At 71.6% G+C, this 12,701-nt stretch carries 14 protein-coding genes; 4 read left to right on the top strand and 10 right to left on the bottom strand.

All coding sequences use genetic code 11. The features are described from left to right. Positions 1 to 35 precede the first annotated feature (35 nt). The 4 genes from rpe to G6O68_RS15525 form a co-directional block, all read right to left on the bottom strand. Positions 36 to 719, bottom strand: coding sequence for a ribulose-phosphate 3-epimerase (gene rpe / locus G6O68_RS15510; protein ID WP_165249377.1), 684 nt, complete (start codon positions 717 to 719; stop codon positions 36 to 38). Positions 720 to 784: 65 nt separating this feature from the next. Further along, the gene (locus G6O68_RS33435) at positions 785 to 1,684 is read right to left on the bottom strand and encodes a tetratricopeptide repeat protein (protein WP_165249379.1); all 900 of its coding nucleotides are present in this window, start codon (positions 1,682 to 1,684) and stop codon (positions 785 to 787) included. A gap of 247 nt (positions 1,685 to 1,931) precedes the next feature. After that, the gene (locus G6O68_RS15520; RefSeq protein ID WP_165249381.1) at positions 1,932 to 2,285 is read right to left on the bottom strand and encodes a DUF5615 family PIN-like protein; all 354 of its coding nucleotides are present in this window, start codon (positions 2,283 to 2,285) and stop codon (positions 1,932 to 1,934) included. Then, on the bottom strand, positions 2,282 to 2,527 hold the full coding sequence (locus G6O68_RS15525; protein WP_206108105.1) for a DUF433 domain-containing protein: 246 nt from the start codon (positions 2,525 to 2,527) through the stop codon (positions 2,282 to 2,284). Before G6O68_RS15525 ends, G6O68_RS15520 begins: the two co-directional genes overlap by 4 nt. A 240-nt stretch (positions 2,528 to 2,767) precedes the next feature. On the opposite strand from G6O68_RS15525, the gene G6O68_RS15530 reads away from it, so the two are divergent. Further along, complete coding sequence (locus tag G6O68_RS15530) at positions 2,768 to 4,111, top strand: PP2C family protein-serine/threonine phosphatase (protein ID WP_165249383.1); 1,344 nt, start codon at positions 2,768 to 2,770, stop codon at positions 4,109 to 4,111. Between the two features lie 63 nt (positions 4,112 to 4,174). Then, complete coding sequence (locus G6O68_RS15535) at positions 4,175 to 4,423, top strand: type II toxin-antitoxin system ParD family antitoxin (RefSeq protein WP_165249385.1); 249 nt, start codon at positions 4,175 to 4,177, stop codon at positions 4,421 to 4,423. Between the two features lie 46 nt (positions 4,424 to 4,469). Here G6O68_RS15535 and G6O68_RS15540 read toward each other — a convergent pair whose 3' ends face one another. The 3 genes from G6O68_RS15540 to G6O68_RS15550 all read right to left on the bottom strand — a co-directional run bounded on the left by G6O68_RS15540 (position 4,470) and on the right by G6O68_RS15550 (position 7,068). Next, a complete protein-coding gene (locus G6O68_RS15540) occupies positions 4,470 to 4,739 on the bottom strand; it encodes a hypothetical protein (RefSeq protein ID WP_165249387.1) in 270 nt (89 codons plus the stop codon). 216 nt (positions 4,740 to 4,955) lie between these two features. Then, positions 4,956 to 5,438: a hypothetical protein gene (locus tag G6O68_RS15545; protein WP_165249389.1), complete on the bottom strand. Its 483-nt coding sequence runs from the start codon at positions 5,436 to 5,438 to the stop codon at positions 4,956 to 4,958. A 37-nt stretch (positions 5,439 to 5,475) separates the two neighbouring features. Then, the gene (locus G6O68_RS15550) at positions 5,476 to 7,068 is read right to left on the bottom strand and encodes an MATE family efflux transporter (RefSeq protein WP_240911285.1); all 1,593 of its coding nucleotides are present in this window, start codon (positions 7,066 to 7,068) and stop codon (positions 5,476 to 5,478) included. A 215-nt stretch (positions 7,069 to 7,283) separates the two neighbouring features. Between G6O68_RS15550 and G6O68_RS15555 the strand changes: the two genes are divergently transcribed. After that, positions 7,284 to 7,970 (top strand): DUF4919 domain-containing protein, encoded by a 687-nt coding sequence (locus G6O68_RS15555; protein ID WP_165249391.1) that lies wholly within the window; start codon positions 7,284 to 7,286, stop codon positions 7,968 to 7,970. A gap of 24 nt (positions 7,971 to 7,994) precedes the next feature. Here G6O68_RS15555 and G6O68_RS15560 read toward each other — a convergent pair whose 3' ends face one another. From G6O68_RS15560 to G6O68_RS15570, 3 genes are all read right to left on the bottom strand, one after another. Then, positions 7,995 to 9,716, bottom strand: a complete 1,722-nt coding sequence (locus G6O68_RS15560) for a S1C family serine protease (RefSeq protein WP_165249393.1) — start codon at positions 9,714 to 9,716, stop codon at positions 7,995 to 7,997. Positions 9,717 to 9,836: 120 nt separating this feature from the next. Next, positions 9,837 to 10,700, bottom strand: coding sequence for a zf-HC2 domain-containing protein (locus G6O68_RS15565; RefSeq protein WP_165249395.1), 864 nt, complete (start codon positions 10,698 to 10,700; stop codon positions 9,837 to 9,839). A gap of 9 nt (positions 10,701 to 10,709) precedes the next feature. Beyond that, positions 10,710 to 11,345, bottom strand: a complete 636-nt coding sequence (locus G6O68_RS15570; protein ID WP_165249397.1) for an RNA polymerase sigma factor — start codon at positions 11,343 to 11,345, stop codon at positions 10,710 to 10,712. A gap of 490 nt (positions 11,346 to 11,835) precedes the next feature. Between G6O68_RS15570 and G6O68_RS15575 the strand changes: the two genes are divergently transcribed. Continuing rightward, complete coding sequence (locus tag G6O68_RS15575) at positions 11,836 to 12,648, top strand: alpha/beta hydrolase family protein (protein ID WP_165249399.1); 813 nt, start codon at positions 11,836 to 11,838, stop codon at positions 12,646 to 12,648. Positions 12,649 to 12,701 lie beyond the last annotated feature (53 nt).

Consider the following 12,701-nt stretch of genomic DNA (forward strand, 5'->3'; position numbering starts at 1 on the left):
CGGGTCGGGGTGAAGTGGCGTCTGCGGCCCTTACGTCAGAGGCCCAGCGAGCGGGCGAGGCGGTCCATGCCGGCCGCCGGGCCGTCGGCCGCGCCGTAGATGGACGAACCGGCGACGAGCACGCGGGCACCGGCCTCGACGACCTGGGGGGCCGTCTCGGCGTCGATCCCGCCGTCGACCTCCAGCTCGCAGTCGGGGCGGACCTCGTCGATCATCCGCCGGATCGCCCGGATCTTCTTCAGGGTCCCCGGCAGGAACGACTGGCCGCCGAAGCCGGGGTTCACGGTCATCGCCAGCACCAGGTCCAGGTCGGGGAGGATCTCCTCCAGCATCACCGCCGGGGTGGCCGGGTTGAGCGCCACGCCCGCCTTCAGGCCCAGCGCCTTGATGCGCTGGATCGTCCGGTTCAGGTGCGTCGCACCCTCGACGTGGACGATCAGGGTGTCCGCCCCGGCCTCGGCGAAGGCGTCGAGGAAGTCGTCGGGTGAGGCGATCATGAGGTGGGCCTCGATCGGCAGGGGCGTGGCCGGCCGCAGCCACTTCGCCAGCACCGGGCCGAACGTGATGTTGGGGACGAACCGGCCGTCCATCACGTCGAAGTGGATCCGGTCGGCGCCGGCCGCCTCGACCTCGCGCACCTGCTCGGCCAGCCGGGAGAGGTCGGCCGAGAGGATCGACGGGGCGATCTTGATCCGGTTGTCGTCGGGTCGGGGATGCATCGGGAGAGGTCTCCGGGCGTTCGGTCGGATCGGATCGGATCGGATCGGATCGGATCGAGGTCGGGTCAGAGGGCGAACGACAGCCGGCGGCGGAATTCGGAGGTCAGCTCGGAATCCGGCGGGAGGAGCTGGAAGACGGCGATCATCAGCTTGCGGGCCTCCTCGCCGGTCCCCTTGCGGTCGGTCTCGACGAGGTCCAGGGCGATCGTCAGGGCTTCCTCGGACTGGCCGGCGGCGGCGAGGGACTCGGCCAGCCGGAGGCGGAGCGTCTTGTCCCCCGGCGCGGCGTCGGCCGCGGCGCGGGCGGTGGCGACGTCAGAGGCGCCCTCGGACTGGGCCTTCAGGACCAGCTCGGCCTTGAGCTTCTCCCCCTCGGGTTCCAGGAACCCCCGGCGCTCCAGCTCCAGGACGACGGCCTGGGCCTCGTCGATCCGGCCGGCGGCGAGCGCCAGCCTCCCCAGGCCGACGCGCGCCGCGCCGAGGTCGGGGTCGAGCGCCAGGGCCTCGGCGAACTTCGCCCCGGCGGCCTCGGGGTCGGAGGATTCCAGCGCGCGGGCCTCGCTCGCCAGGGTCTCGGCCTTCGAGGGGAGCAGGCGGTCGAGCCACTGGCGGAGGAACGACTCGGACTGGACGCCGGCGAACGAGTCGAGGATCTGGCCGTCGCGGATCCCGAACACGGTCGGGATCGACCGAACGCGGAGGTTGGCGGCGATTTCCGGCGAGCGGTCGGAATCGACCTTCACGAGCACGAACCGGCCGTCGTACTCCCGCGCCAGCTTCTCCAGCACGGGGCCGAGCATCTTGCAGGGGCCGCACCAGGTCGCCCAGACGTCGACGACCACGGGCGTGGCCCGCGAGCGTTCGACGACGTCGACGGCGAACGACTCGGTCGTCGCGTCGAGGATGTACGGGGAGTCGCCGGGGGACGACGGGGCGGCCGTTTCGGTCTCGGGGGTGTCGTTCATGGTCGCGGTGCGATGGCTGGGGGTCGGGAGACGGGCCTTCTCCGGGATCGTCGCGGACGATCGTCCGCGATCTCCCCATCATACGCCCGCCGACGGGCCTCGGGAACCGCGCGGGCCTCCGTCCGCGCCGTCGGGCTTGCGGCGGCGGGTTCCCGAAGCCGATCGGCGGCCGGGGGATGCGCCGGCGGGCTTCGATGCGACGGTTCCCGATCCTACCGCTCGACCGCCGACGTCGCCCGCACCGGACCTACCCGCGGACCACGAGCCCGCCCGGCCCGAGTTCGAGGAACGCGTGGATGCCGAACTCGCGGATGATGTCCGGGATCAGCGGCGCCATCAACGCCTCCAGGTCTCGATTGCCGACGTTGCCGGTCGAGATCAGCAGGAGCTTCGCCGGCCGCCCCTTGAGGAGGTGCGAATCCACGAAGTCGGCGTCCTTCGTGACCACCGCCCGACCTTCCCGGTCGGCGACTGCGATGACTTGCTCGTCGGTCGTCCGATTCGCATCCGGCAGGTCGAGCGTGTGGACCGCGTCGCCGCCGGCGGCGGTCAGCCATGCGGCCACGCGTCGTGGCAACTGGGCGTCCACGAGGAACGTCAAGGCCCGGTCGCCTGGAGCCGGCGGGTCCGGGCCAGCCGGGCGGCGTACTCCAGGACGGCCAGCAGGTCGTCCCGCTCGAGATCCTCGTAATCGGCGAGGATCTCATCCGGGGTCATGCCCGAGCCGAGCAGCTCCAGCAACGACTCGACCGGGTAGCGGAGGCCGCGCACGCACGGCTTGCCGTGGCAGACCGCCGGGTCGATCGTGATCCGAGAGAGTCGCGTGTCCATCTTCGACAGCATACGGGAATCGGACGGACCGCGCCTACGTCGCCCGTCTTACGCCCGGCGACGGGCCTCGGGAACCGCGCGGGCCTCCGTCCGCGCCGTCGGGCTTGCGGCGGCGGGTTCCCGAAGCCGATCGGCGGCCGGGGGATGCGCCGGCGGGCTTCGATGCGACGGTTCCCGCGCTCGACGGGCCGGGTAGAATGAAAGGTCGCTCACCGATCGACGCCGCCCGAACGCCCGAAACGAGAGTGCACCATGGCATCCATCGACAGTCCGACCGTCGCGACGGGAACGCTCCCGGCCCAGCCGCCGGAGCCCGCCTGGGGGGCCAGCGATTGGCCCGCCCGGCTGGCCGAGGTCGCCGAGCTGATGCGCGAGATGAGCACCCACGACGACCCGCAAGAGATGGTGCGCGCCTACGGCCGTCGGGTCCGCCAGATCATGCCCTCGGACCGCTGGATCTCGCTCAGCCGCCGCGGCCTGGAATACCCCAAGTACCGCATCACCCGGTCGAGCCTCTGGACCGACGAGATCAACCCCTGGAAGAACCCGGAGAAGCTCCCGGTCTTCGAGGGGGGCCTGCTCGCCGAGTTGATCTACGGCGACCAGCCCCGGCTCCTCGACGACATCGCCAAGCTCGTCGGCCCCGACGAGCCGGCCGCCGAGCACCTGGCCGGCCAGCGCTCGCTCATGGCCATCCCCCACTACGACCGGGGCGTCGGCCTGAACATGGTCGTCGCGCTCCGCGAGAAGCCCGGCGCGTGGGAGCCGGAGCAGTTCCCCGAGCGGTTCTGGATCAGCGGCCTGTTCGGCCGGGCCACCCAGAACCTCGTCCTGACCGACCAGCTCAAGCAGGCGTACGACGTGGTCGACCGCGAGCTTCGCGTCGTGGCCGACATCCAGCGCTCGCTTTTGCCCAAGACGCTGCCGCAGATCCCCGGCGTGGAGCTGGCGACGTACTACCGGACCTCGCAGTGGGCCGGCGGCGACTACTACGACTTCTTCCCGCTCCCCGGCGGCCGCTGGGGCTTCCTGATCGCCGACGTCAGCGGCCACGGCACCCCCGCCGCCGTGATGATGGCGATCCTCCACAGCCTGGCCCACGGCCACCCCGGCGACCCCGACCCGCCGTCGGCCCTGCTGAAGCACGTCAACGACCGCCTGGCGTCCACCTACACCACCACGAACGAGGTGTTCGTCACGGCCTTCTACGGCATCTACGACCCGTCGAACCGGAAGTTCACCTACGCCTGCGCCGGCCACAACCCCCCGCGCATCAAGCGCTGCTCCGAGGGGGCGGTGATCTCGCTGGAGGACGTCGGCGGGCCCCCGCTGGGGCTGTTCCCGGACCTGGAGTTCGCCGAGTCGACCGTGACGCTCGTCCCCGGCGACTTCCTGGTCCTCTACACCGACGGCGTGACCGAGGCCATGAACGCCGCCGGCGGCCAGTTCACCCCCGAGCGGCTCGACGCCATCCTGTCGATGTGCAACCTCTCCGCCAAGCAGATGGTCGACGCCATTCTCGACGGCGTCGACGCCTTCACCGGCCCCCTCGACCCCCACGACGACCAGACGCTGGTGGTGGCGAAGGTCTCGTGACGTGGTAAGACGGAAGGCCCCGAACCCTCGACGACGCCGGAGGCTCCCATCACGACCATCAGCGTGACCCTGTCCGACGAGCTGCGGGCCGTCGTCGAGAAGGAGGTCGCCGAGGGGGGCTACGAGTCCCCCGACGCCTACCTCCAGGCCCTCGTCCGCGAGGCCCAACGCCGACGCGCCCGACGCACCCTGGACGCGAAGCTCCGCGAGGCCCTGGAGAGCGGCCCGGCGACGCCGATGACGCGGGAGGATTGGGAATCCTTGCGTCAGGAAGCGCTCGACGGCCTGAAGGGCGAAGTCATCAGGCCATGAGTCGCGTCGTTCGGCGACCCGCGGCGATTCGCGATCTGGTCGAGGCTTATCGAAGTTCTTCGCGACGTTCGGCGAGGCCGTACTTCTCGCGAAGCTCGTTCAAGGCCGTACGCGCGGGCTTGAGCCGGCCGGCTTCGATGTCGGCGAAGCCTTCCCGGATCGCATCGAGGGCTCCGCGACGGTCCTCGTCGCTCTCGTTCTCGATTCCCCAGCGTGCGAGGGCGTCGTCGAGGCTCAGCTCGTCCGACCCGTCGGAGAGTCGTTCCTCGATGAACCCCTTTAAGCCCTGCAGGTCGTTGACGCGATCGGTCGCCATGGGGGACCTCCTCTCCGACATCGTTTCTACCCGCGGACGGCCCGGAAGTCTCACCGCCGGCGCAGCTTCGCCGAGACCTGGGCGAGGTCGTCGCGGTGGCCCGGGGCTTATCGCTGACCTGGAGTTCGCCGGGTCGAGCGTGACCCTCGTTCCCGGCGATTTCCTGGTGGGTGGCGAAGGCTACGGGATGGCCCAGCCTTCCCCGACGCGGGACGCCTAATCGCTCAGGAGGACAAGGAGGGTCACGATGATGAAAGGAAACGACGCCAGCGCGAGAACCAAGCCGACGCCTGTTGAAACTGCTAAAGACGCGAGGACGCTCGCAACGATTCTCCAGTGGCTGCCGGACCTTTTCTGGATTCTCAACGAGGCCGCCGCGGCCCCCGATCCGGCGAGGATCGCAAGGAGCAGCGCGATGGCGGGGTCGCGGGAGGTTTCTTTCTTGCTCCGAAACTTCTCGGCCTCCCGCCCGGGGTCGAACGGCGTCCCTCGTTCCTTTTCAGAGGGCCCATCTTCCTCCTCCCGGGTCTCCGCTTCCGCGAGCGGCCTTTCCTGTTGCATCCCCCGGTACATCGCTTCGAGCCTGTGATTCTGTCCGTAACCCGCGGCGATGGGGATCAGCACCACGAACAAAGCCCACAGGACGGCCGATAAGGGGATGGCCAGGTAGACGTTTGCAAGTGCGATGATTCGTTGCAACGCATGCTCGGGGGCGTGGAGTCCAGGGTCGAAGATCTCACCGCCCGCGCAGCTTCGCCGAGAGCTGGGACAGGTCGTCGCGGCCGGCGGTGGTGAGGACGTAGCCGACGATGTAGGCGGCGGCGCCGACGGCCAGGTGGAGGAGCAGGGGGGCGACGCGGGTGGCCAGGGAAGTCCCCGGGAAGGTGACGGGGAAGGCCAGGCTCAGCAGGCCGGTGGCGGCGAGGAGCGCGGCGCCGCCGGCGAGGGGCGGGCCCAGGGTGCGCCGGAAGAAGACCCGCATGTCGATCTCCAGGACCCGGGCGACGTAGAGGCCGGGCAGGATCAGGTTGGAGGCGAAGGTCGTCACCACCGTCCCCCAGATCACCCCCGCCACGCCGATCTGCTTCGTCAGGTAGTAGCTCACCGGCAGGTTCACCACCGCGCCGGCGAGGGCGGACAGGGCGATGACCGGGATCTTGTTGAAGCCGATCGCCATCTGGACGGGGACCGACAGGATCAGGGGGATCGCGGCGGTGAGGAAGAGCCGCATCAACGGGGCGACCTCGGCTGCGGGCCGGCCCAGGCGATCGCCCACCCAGAGGGTCAGGAACGGCGAGGCGTACAGGAAGGCGAGCAGGCCGATGGGGAGGACGGCGGCGATGTGCATGCGGGTGCCGTCGTACTTCACGCGCTCCAGGCTGCGCTCGTCGCGGGCGGCGGCCAGGCTGGCGACGGCGGGCATCACCATGTAGGCCAGCATCCAGCCCGTCTGGCGGAGCTGCAGGAACGGCTTGCTCACCACGTCGTACACCGCGTTCGCCTGGCCCGGGTCCGGGACCACGAAGCCGAGGATCGTGGTGTCGATCTTGTCGGCCAGGATCACGCTGACCTGGATCAGAGCCATGTAGAAGCTCACCTGCCCGAGCGACTTGTAGTCCTCCCAGCGCGCCCCCCGGAAGCTCAGCGACTGGCCCAGCTCGCGGGTCATCACCCAGACGGCCGGCCCCAGCCCCAGGCCCACCTGGATCGCGGTCTGCATCACCACGACCCAGAAGAACGGCACGCCGCTCTTGAGCCCGATCAAAAGCGCCAGGAACCGCAGGATCGTGATCGCGAACTCGATCCGGGGGAGGAACTCGTAGCGCCGGGCCGCCTGCAGGACGCTGGAGACCACCACCGAGAAGCCGTAGCAGGGGGCGGTGACGATCTGGACCCAGAGCAGCTTGACGATCAAGGGATACGAAGCGTGGCCGCGGTATTCCGAGTACGGCAGCGCCAGGTAGGCGATCGCCAGGAGCGCGGCGACCTGCACCAGGGCGGTGGCCGTGTAGAAGGTCAGGCCGCAGGCGACGGTCCGCTCGACCCCCTCCCGATCCCCCTTGGTCCAGTACTGCGAGATCTGCCGCTGGAGGGCCGAGCTGACGCCGAACTCGAAGAGCATCTGGAGGAAGCCGAAGCCCCAGGCGAAGCTGTAGGCGCCGAGCTGGTCCTTGCCGGCCGACTCCAGGATGAGCCGGGTCGTCCAGAGCGAGAAGACGATCTGCAGCGGCACGCGGAATGCCAGCCAGAGCGTGCCGCTGAGCAGGCGTCCGAGCACCGGCGGCAGCGCGCGCGGCGGGGGCGCGGGGATGGATGTTGCCGTACTCACGGGGTCCTTCCTCGACGGCGGCGAAGACAATCCGGTGCGCTCCGCTAGATGTTGAGAAGGTCGCATCATATCGACGCACCCGCAAGCCAGGAACCCCAATTCCGCCGGCCCGGCCGCCGGGGACGACGGCGGGAATCTTGTGGTGCGAGGCCGGCCGAGGGCGCAGAATCGAGCCTTCCGAACCGATTCCGCACCTCTTGAGATGGAGCCCGGCCATGATCCTTCGACGGCGTCCCGTCGCGCTCGCGTACGCCTGGCTCTGCGGGGCCCTGATCACGTCATCGGCGCTGGCCCAAGAGGTCCCGGAAAAGGACGCGGAGGGCCGATTCGACGAAATGCTCGCGGCGGCGAAGCGAGAACCCGGGAAGGCGGACTGGGTGGCGCTCCGGCACGCTTTCGCGGACACCGCGCGGTATCACCCCTACAACGGCGAGTGGAAGGAGGAACTCGCCAAGGTCCGGAAGGAACTCCGGGGCGACGACCCCAAGGCGGCCGAGGCGGCCCTCGACGAGCTGCTCCAACGCGAGGGGTACATGCGGCTCGATGCCCATGGCCTGGCGGCCGTCCACTACTCGAGGACCGGTCGGCGCGATAAGGAGGAGTTCCACAACAAATTCTCCGAGGGCATCGTGGATGCCCTCTTCGCCTCGGGGGACGGCAAGAGTTTCGAGAAGCCCATCGAGGTGCTCTTCATCGAGGAGGAGTACGCCTTCCTTCGGGCCCTGAAACTGGAGCCGGAGCGACAGAACCTGGTCGATCACGAGGGCCACAAGTTCGACGTGCTGGAGGTGGCGGCGGCGGCGGGCGGCGAGCCGTTGAAATTCTATTTCGACATCGATCGGCCCTGGAATTCGCTCCGCAAGGCCTTCCAGCGGATCAAGAAGCGGGAGATTGAGGAGTAGCCCCCTCGGGTCGCCGTCCGGGGCTCAGGGCGCGTCGTGGTTCGGCTCGGACGGGACGGGGGCCGGCTCGGTGCGCTCCAGGCGTTCGAGGCGGCGTTCGAGCTGGTCGAGGCGCTCGACGACGGCGCGGGGGAGGGTGATCTGCAGCTCCTCGGCCCGGGGGGGCGGCACGGGCTCGCCCAGCGGCCTGGGCTGAGGCTGCGAGGGCACCGGCTCGGTCACGGCGGGCGCGAGGGGCGGGGCGGCGGGAGGCTGGGCCGGGACGACGGCGGAGGTGGGCACCACGACGGGGGTGGGCGTCGGCGCGGGGGCCGGCGGCGATCCCGAAGGGGGCCCGGAGGCCGCCGGGGCGGGGCGGGGGGCGTCGGGCCGCCGCGTGGTTTGGATCCAGACGCTGCGCTGGTGGCCGCCGGGGCGGTCTTCGTCCTCGTCGTCGTGGACGACTTCGAGGCGGACGTACTTCTCGGCCGGCGTTCGGTCGAGTCCTTCGGTCAGGTCGTGGGCCGAGCGGGTGGGCCGGCCGTCGAACGACACGATGCGGTCGCCGGCCTTGAGCCCTCCCCGGGCCGCGGGGGTGTCGGGCAGGACGTCGCGCAGGGCGGCACCCTCGGGCGAGCCGAGGTCGGCCGCGTCGGCCTCCAGGCGGACGCCCAGGTAGGCGCGGTCGACCCGCCCTTGCTTGCGGAGCTGCGAGGCGATCCAGAGCGCGTCCTCGGCGGGGACCGCGAAGCCCAGGTCGTCGCCCCGGCCCGACGCCGACCCGTCCGCGCGGTCCGACGACGGCGGGGCCAGGCCGCCGCGGATCAGGCCCAGCCACTGCCCCCGGTAGTTGACGACCGCCGCGCCGCTGTCGCCGGGGAAGAGGGGGGTCTGGACCTGGATCAGGCCGTTGAGCTGGAGATTTTGGAGCTTCAGCGACCGGTCCAGGCCGGAGATCTGCCCCCGGCTGACCGAGTGGCCCAGTCCGAACGGGTTGCCCACGACGAAGACCTGGCTCCCCAGGGCGGGGCCCTCGTCGGCGATTCGGATCGAGCGGAGGACGCCGGCGGGGATCTCCAGCAGGGTCAGCCCGGTGTCGGGGTCGTCGGCGATCCAGCGGGCGAGGTGGCGGCGGCCGAAGGCGTCGCGGGCGACGATCGGCGAGGGGCCGCCGCCGGGCTCGCCGGGGGGCGTCGGCGGGCGGTCGATCCGGACCGAGAGCACGTCGCCCCGGGGGCCGTCGATGACCACGCCCACGGCCGCGCGGCGGGCGTCGGCGGGGCCGTCGGCCGCGGTGTACTCCAGCGCCAGCACCGATTCCCGGGCCCGGCCCATGCCGGCGGCCATCCGCCGCTCCAGCCGTTCCATCGCCGCGAACAGGACCTCGTCGTCCTCCTCCTGTTCGCGCCGCTTGCGGGCTCCGGCGAGCGGCACGGCGCGGCCGGCGGAGAGCTCGGCCGAGGAGAGCGAGCGCGTCGACGAGGCGTCGCCCGCGCCTGCGGGGGGCCCTGACGACGCCTCGGCCGGTCCCCCTTCGGGCTTCGCCTCGATCGGCGGGCCGTCTCCCAGGACCCCGGACGATTCCAGCCAACGCGCGAACGCCCGGGACGCGCCCGGCTTCGCGGACGGGTCGGCGTCGGGGGCCGAGGGCCGGCCCAGCTCGGGCGCGGGGTGCGAGGAGACCGCCAGGAGCAGCGCCGCGAAGAACAGCCCGCTGGCGAACCAGAGGATCAGGCGGTTCCTGACCGACGCGTCCCGACGATCCATTGGTTGAGCGGCCTCATGGTGGGGGGCGATGGCTCGGCGGACGAAAGCGGCCCGGCGAAGGCCGACGGTCCGAAGACCCGTCGTCGCCTACGCCGCCGTCGCCTCCCGCGGACCGAGTCCTCAGTACGCCGGCTTGCCGATCCGGGAGTCCGGGGGCATGGGGGTGCCGCGCTCCAGGTCGAAGCGGACGGCGGGGGAGGGCGTCGACGTCGACGCCGGCCCCGACGCCGGGGCGTCGGGCTGGATCGGCGGGTCGGTGTTGCGGGCCAGGCTCCGCTCGTCGACGGCGGCGAGGTCGACCGGCTCGGCGTCCTCGATCAGCACCGGCGAGTCGAGCGGGCCGGCGAACGCGGGGGCGACGACGAGGGGGAGCTCCAGGACGGGGATCGAAACCGGGGCCGTCGCGGCGGCGATCCGGGCCTCGGCCTGGTTGCGGTGGCGGGCGGCCAGGGGGAGGCCGACGGCCAGGGCCAGGATCGCGGCCGCGGCCAGCGCGGCGGCGACGGCGACGCGGTCGGCGTCGAACCAGGCGCGGAGCCGGGCCGGGGATTCCTCGCGGGCCGCGTCGCCGAGCCAGGCGAGCTGCAGCGGCAGTTCGTCGCGGACGCCGTTCAGCCGGGACGCCGCGCGCTCCAGCGGGCCCCTGGCCGAGACGCCGGACCGGCGACGGCCGGGACGGCGGGCGCGGGCCGCGTCCTGGGCCTCGATCCGCGCCTGCAGCGCGGGCCAGAGCGACGGGGCGTGGGGCTCGACCGGGGACTCGGCGGCGGCCGCCGCCAGGACGCCGAGCGCCCGGGTCAGGCCGTCGCGGCGGCCGCGGCAGTCGGCGCAGGCCTCGAGGTGGGCCTCGACGGCGAGCCGTTCGTCGCGGGCCGGGCCCGACTCCGCGCCGGGCGCGGGGGCGTCGTCCGCTTCCGCTTCCGTGAGCAGCGGGAGGCGGTGGCGGACCCAGTCGCAGGCTGTCTCGTCCGGCGTTCTATTCATGTTCGCTCGTCAGCCGTCCGTGGCTGCCTCCTGCGCCGCGTCCTGCCGGCGCTCCCAAATATGGCGGAATTTCTCGCGCGCCTTCGACAGGCGCCAACGAATCGTCGCCTCACGCCTCCCCACGATCGCGGCCACTTCCGACGAGGAGAACCCTTCCAGGTCCCGCAGCACCAGGATCGTCCGGTACGAGACCGGCATCTGGGCCAGGATGAACTGGACCTCCTGGGCCAGCTCGGCCCGGACCCGGGGGTCGGGGTCGGGCAGCTCGAACGGGGCCCCGTCGTCGCCCGCGGCGCGGTCGATGGAGGTCGAGGGCGTCTCGCCTCGGCCGCGACGGAGCTGGTCGAGCCCGAGGTTCACCCCCACCCGGAACAGCCACGGGCCGAACCGCCTCCCGGTGTCGAACCGGTCGAGGCGGCTGTAGACCCGCCAGAACGTCTCCTGCGCCAGGTCGCGGGCGAGTTCGGGGTCGCGCACCAGGCGCGCCAGCACCCGGATCAGCTTCCGCTCGTACCGCCGCACCAGGACGCCGAAGGCCGCGTGATCGCCGCGTCGCGTCCGCTCGACCAGCCAGGCGTCGTTGAGGTTCCCCTCGTCGTCGACCGGGGTCGTCTCGGGCGAAGCGAAGTCTTCCAAGGGTTTCATTGGTTTCGACGGATCCCCCCCCTCGGCCGAGGATTCGCCCCGCCCGGCGTCGGAATCGCCGGTCGCGGAGGTCGTCGACCCCGCCCCGAGATCGGGACCATCGGACGTTGGGGGGACGACGTTCTCGATCCGCTTCCGCATCGCGCCATCTCCCCACAGAGCATGCTACGGGCCGTATGGGGCCCGCGTTGGAAGATTCGCCGGCCGTTTTCCCGGCGGTCCCCGCCGTCCGGCCCTCGCGACCCCTGAATAATCGGCCCACACGGGGGCCTTTGTCAACTCCGGCCGCCGACGCCACGCCCCGTCGCGGCGCTTCGCACGGGTGGATTCAGCCAGATCGGGCGGCTTTCGCCGCCGTTCCCCCCCCCTCCCCGCTCGCGACTCGGCCCTTGATCCGGGGCGCGTCGAGGTCGTATTCTCCGGCTCGCCTCGGCCGGAACTCGGCCGGCCGGGCGACTTTCCAGGAGCCGGGATCCCGGGACGACCTCGAATGACCCTCCATGATTGCGGCGTCGCCCTGATGGTGCTATCGGTTTCCGGCCTGACGGCCGTCGCGGGCGAGCCGCTCGATGTGGCCTTCGTCTCGCGGCATGACGGCGGCGAGCAGCGCTACGTGGTCGTGACGCCCGACGGCTTCCAACCGGGGGCGCGGGCCTCGATCCTGATCGCGCTGCACGGCCACGGGTCGGACCGCTGGCAGTTCGTGCGGGACGCGCGCGACGAATGCCGGGCCGCCCGCGACGCCGCCGCGAGGCGGGGGATGATCTACATCTCGCCGGACTATCGCGCGAAGACCTCGTGGATGGGCCCGGCGGCCGAGGCCGACGTCGTACAGATCGTCGAGGACCTGAAGCGGCGATTCCGGGTCGACAAGGTCGTGGTCTGCGGCGGGTCGATGGGGGGGACGGCGGCCCTGACCTTCGCCGCGCTGCATCCCGACCTCGTCGACGGCGTCGTGGCGATGAACGGCACCGCGAACCTCGTGGAGTTCGCCGGCTTCCCGGACGCGATCGCGGTCTCGTTCGGCGGCTCGAAGCGCGACCGGCTCGACGAGTACCGCAAGCGGTCCGCCGAACTGGCCGCCGATCGCCTGACGATGCCGATCGCGCTGACGACCGGCGGCCGCGACGCGATCGTCCCCGCCGACAGCGTCCTGCGCCTCGCCCGGAAGTTGCGGGAGAGCAACCCCGCGTCGCTATCGATCCACAGGCCCGAAGGGGGCCACGCGACCGACTACGCCGACGCGACCGAGGCGTTCGAGTTCGTCCTGAGCCGGGTGCTCGACGCCGAGTACCGGCCGTAAGGGGCCTCCCGAAGGAGACTCCTCACTCATCTCCACCAGGATGCGAGAGAAGA

The organism is Paludisphaera soli (genome assembly GCF_011064595.1).
Classification (GTDB): domain Bacteria; phylum Planctomycetota; class Planctomycetia; order Isosphaerales; family Isosphaeraceae; genus Paludisphaera; species Paludisphaera soli.

Bases quoted from the DNA above. Each gene is read 5' to 3' on its own strand.
- rpe (WP_165249377.1), bottom strand. From the start codon at position 719: ATGCATCCCCGACCCGACGACAACCGGATCAAGATCGCCCCGTCGATC.
- G6O68_RS33435 (WP_165249379.1), bottom strand. From the start codon at position 1,684: ATGAACGACACCCCCGAGACCGAAACGGCCGCCCCGTCGTCCCCCGGC.
- G6O68_RS15525 (WP_206108105.1), bottom strand. From the start codon at position 2,527: ATGCTGTCGAAGATGGACACGCGACTCTCTCGGATCACGATCGACCCG.
- G6O68_RS15530 (WP_165249383.1), top strand. From the start codon at position 2,768: ATGGCATCCATCGACAGTCCGACCGTCGCGACGGGAACGCTCCCGGCC.
- G6O68_RS15540 (WP_165249387.1), bottom strand. From the start codon at position 4,739: ATGGCGACCGATCGCGTCAACGACCTGCAGGGCTTAAAGGGGTTCATC.
- G6O68_RS15555 (WP_165249391.1), top strand. From the start codon at position 7,284: ATGATCCTTCGACGGCGTCCCGTCGCGCTCGCGTACGCCTGGCTCTGC.
- G6O68_RS15560 (WP_165249393.1), bottom strand. From the start codon at position 9,716: ATGGATCGTCGGGACGCGTCGGTCAGGAACCGCCTGATCCTCTGGTTC.
- G6O68_RS15565 (WP_165249395.1), bottom strand. From the start codon at position 10,700: ATGAATAGAACGCCGGACGAGACAGCCTGCGACTGGGTCCGCCACCGC.
- G6O68_RS15570 (WP_165249397.1), bottom strand. From the start codon at position 11,345: ATGAAACCCTTGGAAGACTTCGCTTCGCCCGAGACGACCCCGGTCGAC.
- G6O68_RS15575 (WP_165249399.1), top strand. From the start codon at position 11,836: ATGACCCTCCATGATTGCGGCGTCGCCCTGATGGTGCTATCGGTTTCC.